A 15,951-nucleotide genomic window follows, 5' to 3' on the forward strand; every position below is an offset into this window, starting at 1 on the left:
CCGCGCATGATTTAGCAGGGGAGTAGAAAAAGAGGTCAGTTGCCTTCGTTCCAGCGTGCGTTTGCGTTGTAGGTTTCCGGCTTATCGACGGTCCGCACCGCCGGATTCGTCCCATCCTCATTCACGGTGTCCGGGTCGGTGAAGTCCTTGGCTTCCCGATTGCCGCCGTGACCGTGGCCGCAACCACAACCGCCTTCGCCGTCCCGCTGCTTCGCCGCTTCACGGGCTGCTTCCTTGTCTGCGTCCTGGCACTGCTTGCACTCGCAGTCACCGTGGTCCGGCACACCGCGGTGAACTGCAGCGGCCTGGTCGTGCTCGTGACCGTGCTCGTGCTTGCACTCGCACTCGTTCGACGCACAATCGCAGGTCGTGTGGTCGTTGCGGTGGCCGCACTCGCACTGGCCCGGTTCGCAACTGCACTGCGCGTCGGCGGCGTGGACGTCCTTCAGGCCGAGGTCGCGCTGCTCGATCGAGGCATCTTCGCCGTGGTGGCCGTGGCCGCCGCAGCAGCTGTGGTTGGTGTTCTCGTTGGCGGTGGTCATGGTGTGGCTCCTTTTCACGTAGACGAAAACGTTGGTGAAAACCTGTTGAAAAACAGCCTAGTCACTCGCCAGCAAGCACGCCTGAGCCCGCAGAGCGTGGGGGTGTCACCGGAAGTTCAGATACGCCTTCGACGGCGTCGGGCCGCGCTGACCCTGGTACTTGGAGCCGACGGCAGACGAGCCGTAGGGGTTCTCGGCGGGCGAGGACATCTGGAACAGTGCGAGCTGCCCCACCTTCATTTCGGGCCAGAGCGTGATGGGCAGGTTGGCAACGTTGGACAGCTCCAAGGTGATGTGGCCGGTGAAGCCAGGGTCGATGAAGCCGGCGGTGGAGTGCGTGACCAGGCCGAGGCGGCCGAGCGAGCTCTTGCCCTCGAGGCGACCGGCGAGGTCCGCAGGCAGCGCGAATTTCTCGAGGGTCGCGGCCAGCACGAATTCGCCGGGATGCAGCACGAAGGGCTCACCTTCGGGGACCTCGACTTCGGTGGTCAGCTCAGGCATCTCTTTTTTCGGGTCGATGTGCGTGTACTTGGAGTTGTTGAACACGCGGAAGAAGCGGTCGATGCGCACGTCCACGCTGGACGGCTGGACGAGGTCCGGGCTGAACGGGTCGATGCTCAGACGGCCGGAGTCGATGGCGGAGCGAATATCACGGTCAGAAAGAAGCACGGCTTCATCTTACGGCCGCGGGGATAGTGAGGGCTTTTCAACCTGCGACGCGGACGGTGCTACGATGATCTGCGCTGCGTTCAAGCAGCAAGGCCGGCGTAGTTTAGTGGTAGAACATCAGCTTCCCAAGCTGAGAGTGCGAGTTCGATTCTCGTCGCCGGCTCAAATTTTCACTTCGCGATCCCCGCGTGGTGTACACGTCGCTCTACTCTGCCAGCGACGGTGTGGCCACCCCGTTCACGAGCTCCATGCTCGAGTCGGTCGACGGGGCGGACGTTGCAAATGTGGAGGTCCAGGCTGTGTGCGGCGGGAGGGTCAACCACATTTTCATGCCTCAGAACCCGAAGATCACCGCGCTGGTCGCCTGGGGTCTTGAGCGCGATCGGGGCGACCACACTCCCACGCGCTGTTAGCGTAGCGGGTGTGAACCTGTTCAAACCTGTTCTCAACGACCCCGACTTCACGCCCTCACATCCGACGCCGGTGCTGTACGTGCACGGGATCCACAGCCGGGCGAGCGGGTTTCGTCGTAACGCGCGCTTTTTGCGGGACCACGGCTATTGGGTGTGGGGCTTCAACTACGGGAAGATGCTCCTGCCTGGCCTGTACGGGACGGGGAGGCTGGAGGATTCGCTGGGGGAGCTGGAGGCGAGCGTCGATAAGGTGCTCGCGGAGACGGGGGCGAAGCAGGTCGATATTGTCGCGCACTCGCAGGGTGGGCTGCTGACGAAGCTGTTCATTGCGCGCGGCGGTGCACCGAAGGTGCGGCGCGTGGTCGCAATGGGCGCGAATTTCCACGGCACGGACTTGAAAGGCAAGGCACCGCGCGTGCTGGAACGCCTCGAGCGCTTTCCGACGTTGACCCGGCTCCTGCTCAGCCCCAGCGTGACGCAGCAGCTAGCGGGCTCCGAATGGATGCGAGAGAACGCCGATCCCCTGCCGGACACGGACCCGTCAGTGGTGTACACGGCGCTGTACTCGACGCGCGACACCCTGGTCACCCCGTACTACGCCTCGACGCTGAACGCGGTGGACGGCGCAGACGTGGTGAATAAAGAGGTCCCCGGCGCGCCGATCCACCAGCTGATGATGCGCGACGGGGAGATTCGCGAGCTGACCCTGTGGGGTCTGGAGCGCCCGACGACAACCTCTGACTAGCCGCACTGCACGATCGGCTGCGGGTTGTACACCGTGGTCTGGGTTTCGCGGGAGATCTCGTTGCCGGACAGGTCGCGGACGATGCGGGTGTCGGAGGTGGTGAAGCCCTGGGCACCCCCGGACGGGATGCACTCGCCGCCGGAGACGCTCTTCGGCGACGGAGAGGTGTAGGCCCAGCGGCCGCCGTTGACGGATTCGACCTCGCGGTCCTTGACGCCCTTGAAGCGGACGGTGACCTCGCCCCCGCCGAAGCTGGTCTCGATCTTCACCGGGTGCGGGGTGTCGTTCTTGAAGGCTAAGTCGATGGCGCCTTCGTAAACGGTGGCTTCGCGGCCGGCCGGGTAGCGGGAGATGTAGTAGGAGTGCGGGGTGTGGTCGACGTCGGTCATGCCCGCGAAGTAGGAGGCGTTGTACAAGGTGGTGGCGAACTGGGAGATGCCGCCGCCGACGGCGTTTCCGGCACGTCCGTCGATGATGATGCCGGAAGACACGTAGCCCTGCGCGGTGCCGCGGGGGCCGGTGTAGCCGTTGAGTGAGAAGGTCTCGCCGGGACTGACCACAGCACCGTCGACGGTGTTGGCGACGATCGAGATATTGGTGCCGGAAGCAGAGCTGTACCCGCCGGTGGTGAATTCGCCGACGACGTCGTTGAAGGTCGCGCTCTCAGCCTGCTCGGTGGTGAAGGTGGCGGGGGTGTCGCGGTAGTCGGCGTCCCAGGTGCGTGACTCGTCGCCGAGCACGCGGTCGCCGAAGCTCTTCATGGTCTCGTCCCAGCGGATCTCGATGCCGTCGACGGACGGAGTGACCTCGCCGGACGCTGAGATGGTCGCGTTCTTGCCTTCCTTGACGGTGTCTTTGAGCTGCTCGGCGAGGATGCCCTGGGCAGCCTCGGAGTCAACCTCGGGAACGATGCGGCGCTGGCCGGGGTCGTTGCGGAATGTCACCACCTCGCCGATGCGGTCGGAGTCGATGACGGCGTCGGTGTCGTCGCGGCCCTTCAGGGTCAGCGGGCCGTCGAGGGCGCGCGCGACGGGGCCGTCGACGGTGTCTTTGACCAGCTTCTCGTCGATCGCCGGGTCGGTGATGTCCGGCTCGACTTCGACGCCGTCGGGGTTGAGCCAGTTGGAGGTCATGGCGCGCTTGAGCTCGTCGGCGGGAATGTTCTGGCCGGGCTGCGGGTCTTTGACGTCGGCTTTGCCGTCCTTGATGGCCACCGTGCCGTCGACAGGTTCGACGGTAAGGTCTTTCGCGACGCGCTCGACAGTGGGCGCCAGCGCGGCCTCGTCGGCGGTGGAGACAATGTCCACCTCTGTGGTGCGGAACAGACCCATAAGCCGCGTGACGGGGTTGAGCGATTCGGTGCCGGCGGCGTCGATCGTGGCCTGCCAGTCGGGACCCAGCCCGGCGCTCGCAGGGACGAATTCGGTGGTCTTCTCACCGGCGGCGACAGTCACAGGGTCGTCGTTGACGCCGCCGAGCTCAGCGCTGAGCTTATCGACGGCCTCCGCAGGTGCCATCCCCCCGACCTCGACCCCGCCGACGGCGGTGCCGCGCGGAACGTTTCCGCGGTTGAACGCGACATCGGCCAGGTAGAGCCCCAGCAGGAGCACAATGAGGCCGACGAGGAAGCCGGCGGCGATCTTCAGGCCGCGGGATCCACTGCGGGACTCTCCGGGGCCGCCGCTGGTCCCGCGTTGGGCTTGCACACTACTCACGGGACTTAAGGGTAACGGACGACTGGGAAAAGGGAGGAAAAACGGCTAACGGGAGCCGTCGATAAGCTGCTGCTGGACGCGCCGCGCGGCGGCGTCGATGCGCTCCGGCGGAATCTCCCCCTTCTCGACGGCAGCGACTGTGCTGTCGATCGCTTCGCCCAAGCCCTCGCCGGACGACCACAAGGCCTGGTCCGCGCCCGCCGCGATGGCGTTGCGCACGGCTTCGGGGGTTGGCATGAGGTCGGTGATGGCGCGCATGCCGGACAGGTCGTCGGTGACCGCGACGCCGTCGAAGGGCTGGCCGCCGGGGTAATTGCCCTCGCGCAGCATGCGGTACGCGTTGGGGTTCAGCGAAGACGGAGAGCGCCCGTCGCCGACGCCGGGGACGACCATGTGCCCGACCATGACCGACGCGTGCGGGAATTTCGGCAGGACGGCGGCATACGGCGCGAGGTCGAACGCGTTCAAGTCCTGGATCGGCGGCGTGTGCGCGAGGGTCTCGTGGGTGTCGCCGCTGGCACGGCCGTGACCGGGGAAATGCTTGAAGGTGGGGGTGACGCCGGCGTCGACAAGCCCCTGGGCGAATAGCACAGCGACTTCCGCGACACGCTCCGGGGACGAGCCGAACGCCCGGTCGCCGACGATGTCGAGGCCAGCCGCGTCGACGTCGAGCAGCGGGGCGTAGTCGACGTTGATGCCGTATTCCGCGAGGGTGCGGCCGACGTCGTAGCCTTTGCCGCGGATGATCTCCGGCGGTTCCTGCGCGAGGTCGCGCGGCGTCGGAAACGAGCCGAGCACGTCGGAATGCCGTTGCACGCGGCCGCCTTCGAAGTCGATGCCGACGGAGAACGGGCGGTCGAATTCCTCCCGCAGCGCGTTGATGTTGCGGCCTTCTTCCGTAAGCAGCCCGGGGTCGGACCAGCTCGGCAGGAACAGCCCGCCGGCGCCGTGCTCAAGCGCGGCGCGCGCCTCGTCGTAGTTTTTCACGCCGACGACCATCAGCGAAGCGACGCGTTCGCGCAGGTCCGCGGGCAGGGCGGGCGGCGGGGTCTCGGTCACTGTGCGCGTTTCCGTCACCTCAACGGTCACCGGCTCCCGCGCTTCTTCGGGCCCCGCGCATGCGACGCAGACAACGCACGTCAGCGCGCCGACGGCCACGGCAACAGCACGCATCGCGGGCACCCCCTCGTCTCTCGCTTCTCGACGTCTCCTTCCAGATCCTATCCCCCTGGTAACCTCAAGTCCCATGACCTCCGTTATTCGCAGTGCCCGCTCGAGCCAGTCCTGGTCCCGCCGCACCTTAGGCCCCGTGCTGGCCAGCTCGGTGACCGGCATCGTGCTCGGCGTCATCGGCGTGGTGGGCATCGCGTCGTTCTCCGGACAGAACCAGGTGCCGTCCGGCAACGCCGTCCCCGCCGATGAGGCTGTGCTCGGCGGACCGGAGTACGGCTCCCGGCAGTAGATGGCCGAGCCCGCGCCCGCGCCTGCACTGCGCCGCTTTTTCGGCGGTTTTTTCAGCCGCGTTTCCGGCCGCACGCACCTTGTCGGCTGGGTCGCGCTGACCCTTCTGGCCTTTCTGCAGGCCCCCGGGCGCACAGCCGCAGACACCAAATTCGACCTCACTGCCGACCCCGGCGCATTCTTGGCCGCGGCGACCCACGCCTACACCGACCGGTTCACCCTCGGACAGATCCAGAACCAGGCCTACGGCTACCTCTTCCCCCACGGCGCATTCTTCTGGCTGACGGAACCACTGCCGGACTGGGTGGCGCAGCGGATCTGGTGGGCCATCGTCATGGGGACCGCGTTCTCCGGGACGGTGGTGGTTGGAAGGCGGATGGGATTGAAGGGGGCGTCGTTAAGCATTGCTGCTTTTCTGTATGCGCTGAGCCCGCGCGTGCTGACGACGCTCACCGCGATCTCGTCCGAGGCATGGCCCGTGGTGCTGGTGCCGTGGACGCTCGCTCCCCTGCTCGCGCCACGGCTGCGGCGGGGCGATGTCGCGGCGGCGGTGATTCCTGTGGCGCTGATGGGCGCGGTGAACGCGACCGCCACGATGATGGCGTGCCTGCCCGCATTCGTGCTGCTCATCTACCGCTGCGCGTGGAAGCCGCTCGCCGGCTGGCTGCTCGGCGTGGCACTTGTGTCTGCGTGGTGGATCGGGCCGCTGCTGGTGCTGGGGCGGTACTCGCCGCCGTTCACGGACTTCATCGAGTCGTCGTATGTGACCACGCGCTGGCTGAATCTGGCGGAGGTGCTGCGCGGCACCACCTCGTGGGCGCCGTTCGTGGACACGGAGCGCACCGCCGGGCACTTGCTCGTCGCGGAACCCGTGTTCGTGCTGGCCACGCTCGCTGTCGCCGCGTTCGGGGTGGCGGGGCTCGCACTGCGCAGCATGCCGTGGCGCGGTTACCTCGCTGTGCTGCTGTGCCTCGGCGTCGGGCTGCTCGCCGCCGCGCACGGGCCGTTCGGCGATGCGTGGCTTTCGCTTCTCGACGGCCCCGCCGCCCCCTTCCGCAACCTCCACAAGCTCGACCCGCTGGTGCGCCTGCCACTGGCTTTGGGTGCCGGGTACGCGCTGAGTCGCGCGCGCACGCCAGTGGTGGTGGCGGGCGTACTGGTCACGGTGCTCGCCACCTCGCCCGCGTGGACGCTGCGTCTGGCGCCGGAGGGGACGTGGACGGCGGTGTCATCTGATTGGCAGGACGCCGCCGAGTTCATCGACGCGAACGCCGCCGGCACCCGCACCCTCGTCGTCCCGGAGGCGCAGTTCGCACGGCAGACCTGGGGCTGGACGCGCGACGAACCGATTCAGAGCCTGACCTCGACCCGCTTCGCCGCGCGCGACGCTGTGCCGCTCGTCGACCCAGAAGCTGTCCGCGGCCTCGACGGCCAGGTGGCGGCCCTCGACCCCGAGGCCCTGCGCGCCATCGGCGTCGGTGCGGTGGCGGTGCGCGACGACTTGGCCTCAGGCCCTGAAGCGCCCTCGCTGGACGACTCCTTCGGCGAGCCCGAGCGCTTCGGGGACGTGACCGTCTACCTGCTCGAACCGCAGCGTGACATGATGATCTCGTCTGCCGACCTGCCCACCGTCGCCGGCGGCGGGGAGGTGCTGCCGCTGCTCGACCGCGCCTTCGGCTACTCGCCGCGCGCGATCGTGGGCTCTTCCGACGCCGATATCGTCACCGACACCCCGGCGCTGGCGAAGCGCAATTACGGCACTCTCACCGGCCCCAGCTCGTCCCACCTGCACGATCTTTCGGAGGGCGGCGAGATCCGCAACCGCGTCCCCGACTACCCGTCCAATGCCCAGCGCGTGACCGTCACGGCTGAGGGCGGGAGCGTGCGGGCGTCGTCGTCCGCCTCCGACGCCACGTCCTTCGGCGGCGCAAGACCGGCGGAATCGTTGACGGCCGCCGTCGACGGTCTCGACGACACCGCCTGGCACCCCACCCCCGGCGACCGCTCCCCCTGGTTCGAGATCTCGCCCGACGACCCCGTGCGCGAGGTCACCGTGGCCGCCACCGACGACGTCGAGGCGACCGTCAGCTGGCCCGGCGGCTCCCGCGAGATCACGCTGGAGGCGGACGAGCCGCTCGCAGTCGGCGTCGGCACCGAGGACGCGCGGGTTGCCGGCCCGATCCGCGTCGCCCTGGACGAACCAGCCGGCATCAGCGAATTCGACGCCGGCGTGACGCGCACCGTCACCGTGCCCGGGACCGGCGACACGTACTTCTTCCAGCGCCTTCTGCCCGCCGACGACGTCATCCGCCGCGCCTTCACCACCGACCGCCCCGCGACATGGGAGCTCACCCACGCAGCCGAAATCGACGGCGAACACCACGACGAAGGCCCCGTCGAGCTGCCCGCCGGCGAGCACACCATCGTCACCGACGCTGAAACAGTCGCGCTCACCCGCGCCGGGCACCCCAGTGCTGCCGCGTGGTCGCCTTTCGACGGCACCGTCTCGCCCTCCCCTTCCGACCGCCTCATCCTGACCACCCGGGCCTTCAACGACGGCCTGCGCGGAACGGTCAGCGGCCCGGACGGCAGCACCGTCCTCGAACCCGTGCGCGTCGACTCCGGCATGCAAGCCTTCCGCCTGCCCGCCGGCACCCAGGGCACCTTCACGATGAGCTTCGCCGGCGAGGGCTTCTTCCGCGCCAGCCTCATCTTCGGCGGCGCGCTCAGTCTGCTGGTCTTGGGACTGTGCGTGCTGTGGAGCTCATGGACCCCGCCGGCGGCGCGGCCCGGCACACGGCACCACGGTTCTCACAACCAATCCGCGCTGGCCGTCTCGGCTGCGGCGGCCGTCGCTGCGGTCACAGCCGGCGGGCTGGCGGGCGCGGCGGCGTATGCGGCGACGTTCGCGATCCGCCGCTTCACGCTGATCCCGCCGTGGGCGCTCGGCGCTGGCGCGGCGGGGGTCATGGGCCTGTGGCTGGCGCGGGCACCGTGGCCGGCTGAGAATTACGCGGGGGATTCTGCGGCGGTGACGGTCGCGGGCTGCGTCGCGGTGAGTTGTGTCGCAGCCAGTGCATGGCGGGGGCCTCGACAAGCTCGTAGCTGATGTAGCTCACGGCCACCGACACCACGACGGTGAAGGCGAGCACGAGAGCGAAGTCGATCACGCGTCCGGTGAACAGCTCGCGGCCGAGAACCGGGAACGCGAGTTCCAGCACCGCGACATGCCACAGGAAGATCGAGTAGGACCAGCGCCCCAGCGCGCGCATCACGGGGCTGGCCAGAACGCCGCCGTAGCGCCGCGGCGCCAGCGCGAACGGCGCGAGCCACAGCGCGGCGAAGACGGTGCCCAGGATGATCCGGGCGTTGAACTCTGACGGGCTCGGGTGGGTCAGCCCTTGCGGGCCGACCCACTCCTGTCCGGCGAGCCACGCGACGCCCAGCGCGAGCATGGGAAACGCCCACCGCGCACGGCCGGACACGCGCAGACGCACCCCGGCGCGCTCCAGCTCCGCGCAGCCCAGCCCGACGGCGAACCACGGGGCGTACGACGGCGGGAAGATCTGGAGGTTGAGGGGGGCGTCGAGGCCGTCGATGAGCCACGGCCAGGCCAGCCCGAATAACACAGCGCCGGCAAGCAGGACCGCGCGCACCCGCTGCCCCGCGACGAGATAGAGCGGAAGCACAAAGTAGAACGCCACCTCGATGCACAGCGACCACATTTGCGTCAGCCCGGGCACGAGCCCGTCTGGGACGTAGACCTGCACCAAAAAGAGGTTGGCCAGCGCCTGCTGCCAGCTCAAACCAGACAGGCTGGGCAGCGCGGCCATCACCACCACGGCGCACACGAGGTACGCCGGCAGGATGCGGGTGAGGCGGTGGGAGGGGTACGTCGCTAAGCGTGCTTGTCCGCGCGCCAACAGGAAAGCCGACAGGGCGAAGAACACGGCGACGAAGAAATCGAAGCGTTCGAACAGCGCGCTGCCCAGGCCGGTCTGGAAGGAGACGTGCGTGACCACGATCCCCAGGGCGGCGACCGCGCGCAGGCCCTCGAGTTCGGGGAGGATCGGGTAAAGGCGCTTGCTAGTGTTCGAGATACTGCAAGTGTAAAGGAGGGCCATGAAGCGGCTGTACTGGTGCGTCGCCGTGTTCGTCGTCGGCATGGTCCTGGGGACAATGGTGGCGCCACCGATCGTCACGGCGATGAAACCGCTGAAAAACGGTGTCACGACGTTGACGTGGACCGGAGGGGTCACCGAGGAAATCGAGGTTGCCGGCGCGAAGAAGGACGCCACCGTGACCGTGCGCGGGCCGGGCGGCGAATACAGCGACGAGATTTCCCGCTACACCGCCGAAACTTCGCGCGGCCTGGTCTTTCTCTTCCCCTTCAAGCCGGACCGCCGCAGCTTCCGCTTCTACGACCCGGCGGGCGACGCGCAGGGCACCGTCGACTACGTGGGCCCCGGGCGCGTCGACGGGCTGGGCACGTACGAATTCCACGGCACCTTCGACGGCGACGACTACCACGCCGAGCGCACCTTCGAGGTTGAGCGCCGCACGGGCACGCTGATAGATGCGACGTGGGAGACAGCCGACGGCACGCGCACGCTTGACGACGCCACACGTGCCGCCCAACTCTCCCTCGCCCACGACCGGGTGCGCGTGCTGAAGATCCTGCAATTCCTCGCGTGGCTGGGCGGGTTCATGGCTGTCGTCGCCGCGGCTGCGGGAGTGGTGATCTTTGTCCGGCGGTAGCTGGTGGCCCCGCACTGCGCTCACCGCGTGGGGCGTCCTCCTCGTCGGCGCGCTGACCTGGCCGTTTTTGATGTCTTTCGCGTCGCCGTCGGCGGCTTTCGCACTGCGCGACATGATGGTGCTGCCCCACCCGGCGCTCACTCACGCGGCGGTGGGGTTCGGCGATTTAGCGGCGAGGAATGCGCCGCAGGATGGGGTGCTGGCGGCCGTCGGCACGCTTGTTCCTGCGACGTGGTTCGTGGCGGCGCTCATGGTCGCGGGCGCTGGCGCGGCTGCATGGGTCGGCGCGCAGGTGGGGTCCCGGCCGTGGACGCGCGCGGCCGCGATGACGGTGGCGGTGTGGAATCCGTTCGTCGTCGAGCGCCTCCTACAGGGCCAGTGGTCGCTGGCGCTCGCCGCGTGGCTGCTGCCCGCCGTGGCCCTGTGCCGCGGTCCGGGTCAGCTGCTGGCTATCTGCGGCGCGTCGCTCACGCCGACGGGAGGCATATTCGCACTACTCACAAGCTTGACGACGACCCGCCCCACCACCTTCTTCTCCCTTGCGGCCTGCCTGCCGTGGATGGTGCCCGCGCTTCTCGGCGGCGTCGGCGCCGGCGCTGGTTCGGGGACTGCATCCGCCGACTCCGCCGCCGCCTTCGCTCCGCGAGCGGAGACTTTCACCGGCACCCTCGGCGCGCTGCTCGGGCTGGGCGGGATCTGGAATGCCGGCGTCGTTCCACCGTCGCGCTCTGCCGGATTCGCCTTGGCCGGCGTCGTCTTGTTCGCGGTGCTGTGTTTGGCGTGGCGGCATGTGCCCCGGCCTCTTTTAGCCCTCGCCGCCTGCGGTTTCGCTGTTCCGCTCGTCTCGTGGCTGCTGCCCGGCGCGATGGCGTGGTTCGTGTCGACCATCCCCGGCGGGGGTTTGCTGCGCGATGCCCAGAAATTCGTCGCCCTGGCTTTGCCCGCGTTCGTCGTCGCCGCCGCGCGCCTCGACCGCGTGGATCTGCGCTTGCCCGCCGTTGCTCTGCTGCTCGCCGTGGTCCAGGTCCCGGACGCCCCGCGCGCTGTCGCCGCGCTCGCCCCTGTGCACGTCACCGTGCCCGACGTCGACCACCGCGGCCGCGACATCTTCTTCGACGGCCGCCCCCACCTGCTCACCCGCCCGGACGGCATCCCCATCGTCGACCCGGCCACCAAGGCCATGAACGTCGTCGAATCCGGCGAACTCATCGTCGACGGCACCGTCGTCGACCATCCTTCCCCGCGTTGGCGCGCCACGGCCGATATTTTCGGCACAGTGCCGCGGCCTGAGTCGCTTTCGGACTCTGCTTCAGGGGGAGACCCCGCCGTCCAGCGCTACTACTCCGACCCGCAGGTCGCACTCGTCGTCTACCCCGACGGCTCGGTTGAGGATACGGGCTACCCCGCCCGCGCGCTGCCCCGCGCCGGCATCGCGCTGCTGTTGCTGTGGTTCCTGCTGCCGCTACTGGCGGCCGTGCTGTTTTTCGTCCGGTTACGCCGCCCGATTCCACGCGAACGCGCATGAACTGTTCCCCAGGAATTGCTGCTCATCAATCGGGAAAGAGCATTGGCCGGGCCGAGCTTCACTCGGTTCATGCCCGGTAATTCATGCGCAGCAGTTCATGAGCCCCTCCCCCCAACACCATGCGTCGAGCAATCCCCGCGGTGTCACGCGGAGGCGGCGTTACGTGAACGAGCCGACAACCCGGCTGAGCAGCGCGGCGAATTTCCGGCCGGTTTCCTGCCACGAGTACTGGGAGGCGCGGTGACGGGCGGCGGCACCGAGCGCGGTACGGCGGTCGGGGTCGGAGACAAGCTCGCGGACGGCGGCACGGAATTCGGCCTCAGTGTCGACGAGGACGCCGGTCTCGCCGTCGGCAATGGAGTCGCGCAGGCCACCAGCCTCGCGGTAGCCGACGGTGGGAACGCCGTGCTGGCCGGCCTCGATGACCGCGATGCCCCACCCCTCCTTCGCGGACGGCATGAGGTGCAGGTCGGACCGGGCGAGCAGGGCGTGCTTCAAGTCGTCGCCGACGTGGCCGTGGAAAATGACGCGGTCGCCGAGATCGGCGGCGTAGGCGCGCAGCTGGTCCTCCCACCAGCCGGAGCCGACAATGTCGAGAACCACGCCGGGCAGGTCGCGGACAGTGTCGATGGCCTGCTCGATCCGCTTGTGCGGCACCAACCGCGACAGCACCACGAGGTGGGTCTTCCCGTCGGGCTTCAGCGACGGCAAGTCGGCGGGAACGGGGTCGACACCGTTTTCGATGATGGCGATGTCCCCGCGGTTCACGCCGAGTGCGACCAGGTCCGCGCGCGACGCCTCCGACACGGTCACGTACTGCGCGCCCCGGTACACCAGCGGCGCCAGCTCCGACTCCAAGAACCACCCCAACCGCCCGATCACGGGACCGGCGACAGGCCACTGCTCCTGGTGGCAATGGTGCGTCAGCAGCACCACAGGTTTGCGCGTGAACAGCCGCGCGAAGAACGGAATGCCATTTTGCGTATCGACGACCACGTCCGCCCCACTCCCCCACACCGCGAAAGGAGCGCGCAGATAGACGGTGTACTTGCCGCCGTAGCGGCGGAAACGGATGCCGTCGCGGAGCGAGCGATGCGGTGCGTCTGTGTGGCTGGCGCTGCGGTAGATGACCTCGTGTCCTTGGCTGGCCAGGTACGCCCCGACGCGTTCCAGGTAGCGTTCGCTGCCGCCGCCTTGGGGGTGGGTGGTGTCGCGCCAACACAGCAAGAGGATCTTCATCCCGGCTGATCTTACGCGGGTGCGAGATTCGCAGCGTGAGTGATTGCGGGTGTTAGTGTCACTGAAATGGACATTCGCACAGAACGCACGCGCAGCTTTGCGACGTTGAAGCGCTCAGTCAGGCTGCTGCGGGCGTTCCGGCACGAGCAGACCCGGCCGGAGAAGTTCTACGGGGCGTTGGCGCAGGACACGGCGGAGCTGCTCGAGGCGCTCAGCGGGGATGTGCTGGGCCGGGGGCTGGACGGTCAGCGCGTCCTGGACGTCGGCGGGGGTCCGGGGTATTTCTCGGAGGCGTTCGGGGAAAGGGGGGCGTGGTATGTGGGGCTGGAGCCGTCGATAAGCGAAATGTCGGCGGCTGGCTTGAGCGGCTACGGCGCGGTGCGCGGGGATGGCGTAGCGCTGCCGTTCAAGGACGGTTGCTTTGATGTGACGTACTCGTCGAATGTGGTCGAGCACGTCCCGGATCCTGCGGCGATGTGCGCGGAGATGCTGCGCGTGACGCGGCCGGGCGGGCTAGTCGTCGTGAGCTACACGGTGTGGCTGGGGCCGTTCGGCGGGCACGAGACGGGCCTGTGGCCGCATTATGTGGGCGGCGAGTTCGCGCGGCGGCGCTACGAGCGCATCCACGGGCGGCCGCCGAAGAATGTGTGGGGAAAATCGTTGTTCGCCGTCTCCGCGAAATGGGGTCTGGCCTGGGCGGACAGCAGCGGGGCAGAAAAAATCACCGCGTTCCCCCGCTACCACCCGGGGTGCGCCTGGTGGCTCACCTCGGTGCCAGTGGTGCGGGAGTTCGCGGTGTCGAACCTCGTGCTGGCCCTGCGGGCTTAGATCATCGAGCGGGACTTCTCCAGTTCGTCGAAGATCTCCTGCGGGACGCGGTCGCCAAGGGTGCCCAGGTACTCCTTGCCCTCCTCGAAGTCGGCGGCGAATTCCTCCGGGTTGACGGCGAGGGCTTCGCGCACATCCTCGATCGGGGTGTCCAGGCCGGAAAGGTCGAGATCCTCGGCACGGGCGACATTGCCGGCCACGGTCTCGTCAGCCTCGACGCGGCCCTCAATGCGATCGACGATCCACTTCAGCACGCGGGAATTCTCGCCGAAGCCCGGCCACAGGAATCGGCCGTCGTCGCCGCGGCGGAACCAGTTGACCAGGAAGATCGACGGCATGCGGTCGCCGCCCTCTTCGCCGCGGTCGATCCAGTTCTGGATGTAGTCGCCGACGTTGTAGCCGATGAACGGCAGCATCGCCATCGGGTCGTGGCGCAGGGAGCCGACCTTGGCCTCCAGGGAGGCGGCGGTCTGACCGGAGGCGAGCAGGGAACCGATCATGGTGCCGTGGTTCCAGTCGCGGGCCTCGGTGACCAGCGGGATGGTGCTCGGACGGCGGCCGCCGAACAGGATCGCGTCGACCTTCACGCCGCGCCAGTCGTCGAACTCTTCCGCTGCGGACGGGCACTGGGTGATCGGCACGCAGTAGCGGGAGTTCGGGTGGGCGGCCGGGGTGGTGGATTCCGGTGTCCAGTCGTTGCCCTGCCAGTCGATGAGGTGCTCCGGGGTCTCGCCGTCCATGCCCTCCCACCAGACATCGCCGTCGTCGGTGAGTGCGACGTTGGTGAACAGGGTGTTGCCCGGCTCCATGGAACGCATCGCGTTCGGATTGGAGGCGTAGTTGGTGCCCGGGGCGACGCCGAAGAAGCCGTTCTCGGGGTTGACGGCGTACAGACCGTCGTCGCCAAGCTTGAGCCATGCGATGTCATCGCCGACGACCTCAGCCTTCCAGCCCGGGATGGTCGGGGTGATCATCGCCAGGTTGGTCTTGCCGCAGGCGGACGGGAATGCGCCGGTGACGTGGTAGGCCTTGCCCTCCGGGTCGATGAGCTTCAGGATGAGCATGTGCTCGGCCATCCAGCCCTCTTCCCTCGCCATGACGGAAGCAATGCGCAGCGCGTAGCACTTCTTCGCCAGGATGGCGTTGCCGCCGTAGCCGGAGCCGTAGGACCAGATCTCCTTGGTCTCCGGGAACTGGGAGATGTACTTGGTGTCGTTGCACGGCCACGCGACGTCTTCCTGGCCTTCCTCGAGCGGGGCGCCGACGGAGTGGAGGCAGCGCACGAAGTCGCCGTCCTTGCCGATCTTGTCCAGGGCTTCCTGGCCCATGCGCGTCATGATGCGCATGGACATGACCACGTATGCGGAGTCGGTGAGCTGCACGCCCAGCTTGGGATCCGGGTCGGAGATCGGGCCCATGCAAAATGGCACGACGTACATGGTGCGACCCTTCATGGAGCCGCGGAAGTGCTCGGTCATCTCGGCTTTGAGCTCGTCCGGGGCGACCCAGTTATTGGTGGGGCCGGCACCTTCGGGGATCTCGGAGGCGATGAAGGTGCGGGACTCCACACGCGCCACGTCGGACGGGTGGGAACGGGCAAGGAAGCTGTTCGGGCGCTTTTCCTCGTTGAGCTTGGTCAGCGTGCCCTTCTCCACCAGGTCGGCGGCGAGACGGTCCCATTCCTCCTGGGAACCGTCAGCGAAAACCACCTGATCCGGCTGGAACAATTCGACTGCGTCGTTGATCCACTCGATCAACTGCTCGTTCTCGGTGGGCGCCTGGCCCTGAAGCCCCTTCACTGCAGCGGTCATTGCTTCTCCTCTATTTCTTCGGCGGTTCCTTTATTCAGCGTATCGAAGTGCGCGTGTGTCGTGCCCCAACTTGTCAACCGCCCATTTAAGCGCCTTGAAACTACATCGGAGATACCCCCAAAAGAGTGTGGTCACTCCCCCACTATTCGCCGCCATTCCCGCGATTAAGCTGCCCGTACTTGCCGCGGCATGAGCCCGAGCGGGGGTTGTGTGAACATCCCCCCGCAGACGGAGCCAGAAGTCCT

Annotated in this window: 13 protein-coding genes, 1 tRNA gene and 1 pseudogene; 8 read left to right on the forward strand and 7 right to left on the reverse strand. The window is 67.9% G+C overall.

What is annotated here, in order from left to right:
• Window positions 1-35: 35 nt before the first annotated feature.
• The gene (locus CAPP_RS10315) at window positions 36-542 is read right to left on the reverse strand and encodes a hypothetical protein (RefSeq protein ID WP_076599512.1); all 507 of its coding nucleotides are present in this window, start codon (window positions 540-542) and stop codon (window positions 36-38) included.
• A gap of 105 nt (window positions 543-647) precedes the next feature.
• Entirely contained in the window at window positions 648-1,211 is a 564-nt protein-coding gene (gene dcd / locus CAPP_RS10320) for a dCTP deaminase (RefSeq protein ID WP_076599511.1), read from the reverse strand.
• A 92-nt stretch (window positions 1,212-1,303) separates the two neighbouring features.
• On the opposite strand from dcd, the gene CAPP_RS10325 reads away from it, so the two are divergent.
• The 3 genes from CAPP_RS10325 to CAPP_RS10335 all read left to right on the forward strand — a co-directional run bounded on the left by CAPP_RS10325 (window position 1,304) and on the right by CAPP_RS10335 (window position 2,369).
• Window positions 1,304-1,374, forward strand: a tRNA-Gly gene (locus tag CAPP_RS10325).
• Between the two features lie 25 nt (window positions 1,375-1,399).
• The gene (locus CAPP_RS10330) at window positions 1,400-1,624 is read left to right on the forward strand and encodes a hypothetical protein (RefSeq protein ID WP_143313896.1); all 225 of its coding nucleotides are present in this window, start codon (window positions 1,400-1,402) and stop codon (window positions 1,622-1,624) included.
• Window positions 1,625-1,634: 10 nt separating this feature from the next.
• Window positions 1,635-2,369 carry an esterase/lipase family protein gene (locus tag CAPP_RS10335; RefSeq protein ID WP_234958904.1) on the forward strand — a complete coding sequence of 245 codons (735 nt, stop codon included), beginning with the start codon at window positions 1,635-1,637 and terminating at the stop codon, window positions 2,367-2,369.
• On the opposite strand, the gene CAPP_RS10340 is transcribed toward CAPP_RS10335, so the two are convergent.
• Both CAPP_RS10340 and CAPP_RS10345 read right to left on the reverse strand, forming a co-directional pair.
• Window positions 2,366-4,084: a VanW family protein gene (locus CAPP_RS10340; RefSeq protein ID WP_084560609.1), complete on the reverse strand. Its 1,719-nt coding sequence runs from the start codon at window positions 4,082-4,084 to the stop codon at window positions 2,366-2,368. The genes CAPP_RS10335 and CAPP_RS10340 overlap by 4 nt on opposite strands.
• Before the next feature lie 45 nt (window positions 4,085-4,129).
• On the reverse strand, window positions 4,130-5,257 hold the full coding sequence (locus CAPP_RS10345) for a glycoside hydrolase family 3 N-terminal domain-containing protein (RefSeq protein WP_076599510.1): 1,128 nt from the start codon (window positions 5,255-5,257) through the stop codon (window positions 4,130-4,132).
• Window positions 5,258-5,330: 73 nt separating this feature from the next.
• Between CAPP_RS10345 and CAPP_RS10350 the strand changes: the two genes are divergently transcribed.
• Both CAPP_RS10350 and CAPP_RS11310 read left to right on the forward strand, forming a co-directional pair.
• A complete protein-coding gene (locus tag CAPP_RS10350) occupies window positions 5,331-5,546 on the forward strand; it encodes a DUF2613 domain-containing protein (RefSeq protein ID WP_076599509.1) in 216 nt (71 codons plus the stop codon).
• Window positions 5,547-7,322: pseudogene (locus tag CAPP_RS11310) on the forward strand (alpha-(1->3)-arabinofuranosyltransferase domain-containing protein); the annotation flags it as partial.
• Window positions 7,323-8,511: 1,189 nt separating this feature from the next.
• On the opposite strand, the gene CAPP_RS10360 reads toward CAPP_RS11310, so the two are convergent.
• Window positions 8,512-9,669 (reverse strand): acyltransferase family protein, encoded by a 1,158-nt coding sequence (locus CAPP_RS10360; protein WP_076599508.1) that lies wholly within the window; start codon window positions 9,667-9,669, stop codon window positions 8,512-8,514.
• Here CAPP_RS10360 and CAPP_RS10365 point away from each other — a divergent pair.
• On the forward strand, window positions 9,668-10,303 hold the full coding sequence (locus CAPP_RS10365; protein WP_076599507.1) for a porin PorA family protein: 636 nt from the start codon (window positions 9,668-9,670) through the stop codon (window positions 10,301-10,303). The two genes, CAPP_RS10360 and CAPP_RS10365, sit on opposite strands and share 2 nt — an antisense overlap.
• On the forward strand, window positions 10,290-11,828 hold the full coding sequence (locus CAPP_RS10370) for an MmpA family trehalose lipid delivery protein (RefSeq protein WP_234958902.1): 1,539 nt from the start codon (window positions 10,290-10,292) through the stop codon (window positions 11,826-11,828). Before CAPP_RS10365 ends, CAPP_RS10370 begins: the two co-directional genes overlap by 14 nt.
• A gap of 159 nt (window positions 11,829-11,987) precedes the next feature.
• Here CAPP_RS10370 and CAPP_RS10375 read toward each other — a convergent pair whose 3' ends face one another.
• Window positions 11,988-13,067 (reverse strand): glycosyltransferase family 4 protein, encoded by a 1,080-nt coding sequence (locus tag CAPP_RS10375; RefSeq protein ID WP_076599506.1) that lies wholly within the window; start codon window positions 13,065-13,067, stop codon window positions 11,988-11,990.
• A gap of 66 nt (window positions 13,068-13,133) precedes the next feature.
• Between CAPP_RS10375 and CAPP_RS10380 the strand changes: the two genes are divergently transcribed.
• Entirely contained in the window at window positions 13,134-13,895 is a 762-nt protein-coding gene (locus tag CAPP_RS10380; protein ID WP_076599505.1) for a class I SAM-dependent methyltransferase, read from the forward strand.
• Here the strand turns inward: CAPP_RS10380 and CAPP_RS10385 are convergent.
• The gene (locus CAPP_RS10385; protein ID WP_076599504.1) at window positions 13,892-15,706 is read right to left on the reverse strand and encodes a phosphoenolpyruvate carboxykinase (GTP); all 1,815 of its coding nucleotides are present in this window, start codon (window positions 15,704-15,706) and stop codon (window positions 13,892-13,894) included. The genes CAPP_RS10380 and CAPP_RS10385 overlap by 4 nt on opposite strands.
• Window positions 15,707-15,951 lie beyond the last annotated feature (245 nt).

It is taken from the genome of Corynebacterium appendicis CIP 107643 (assembly GCF_030408415.1).
In the GTDB taxonomy this organism is placed as follows: domain Bacteria; phylum Actinomycetota; class Actinomycetes; order Mycobacteriales; family Mycobacteriaceae; genus Corynebacterium; species Corynebacterium appendicis.

Bases quoted from the DNA above. Each gene is read 5' to 3' on its own strand.
- CAPP_RS10315 (WP_076599512.1), bottom strand. From the start codon at position 542: ATGACCACCGCCAACGAGAACACCAACCACAGCTGCTGCGGCGGCCAC.
- CAPP_RS10345 (WP_076599510.1), bottom strand. From the start codon at position 5,257: ATGCGTGCTGTTGCCGTGGCCGTCGGCGCGCTGACGTGCGTTGTCTGC.
- CAPP_RS10350 (WP_076599509.1), top strand. From the start codon at position 5,331: ATGACCTCCGTTATTCGCAGTGCCCGCTCGAGCCAGTCCTGGTCCCGC.
- CAPP_RS10365 (WP_076599507.1), top strand. From the start codon at position 9,668: ATGAAGCGGCTGTACTGGTGCGTCGCCGTGTTCGTCGTCGGCATGGTC.
- CAPP_RS10360 (WP_076599508.1), bottom strand. From the start codon at position 9,669: ATGGCCCTCCTTTACACTTGCAGTATCTCGAACACTAGCAAGCGCCTT.
- CAPP_RS10375 (WP_076599506.1), bottom strand. From the start codon at position 13,067: ATGAAGATCCTCTTGCTGTGTTGGCGCGACACCACCCACCCCCAAGGC.
- CAPP_RS10380 (WP_076599505.1), top strand. From the start codon at position 13,134: ATGGACATTCGCACAGAACGCACGCGCAGCTTTGCGACGTTGAAGCGC.
- CAPP_RS10385 (WP_076599504.1), bottom strand. From the start codon at position 15,706: ATGACCGCTGCAGTGAAGGGGCTTCAGGGCCAGGCGCCCACCGAGAAC.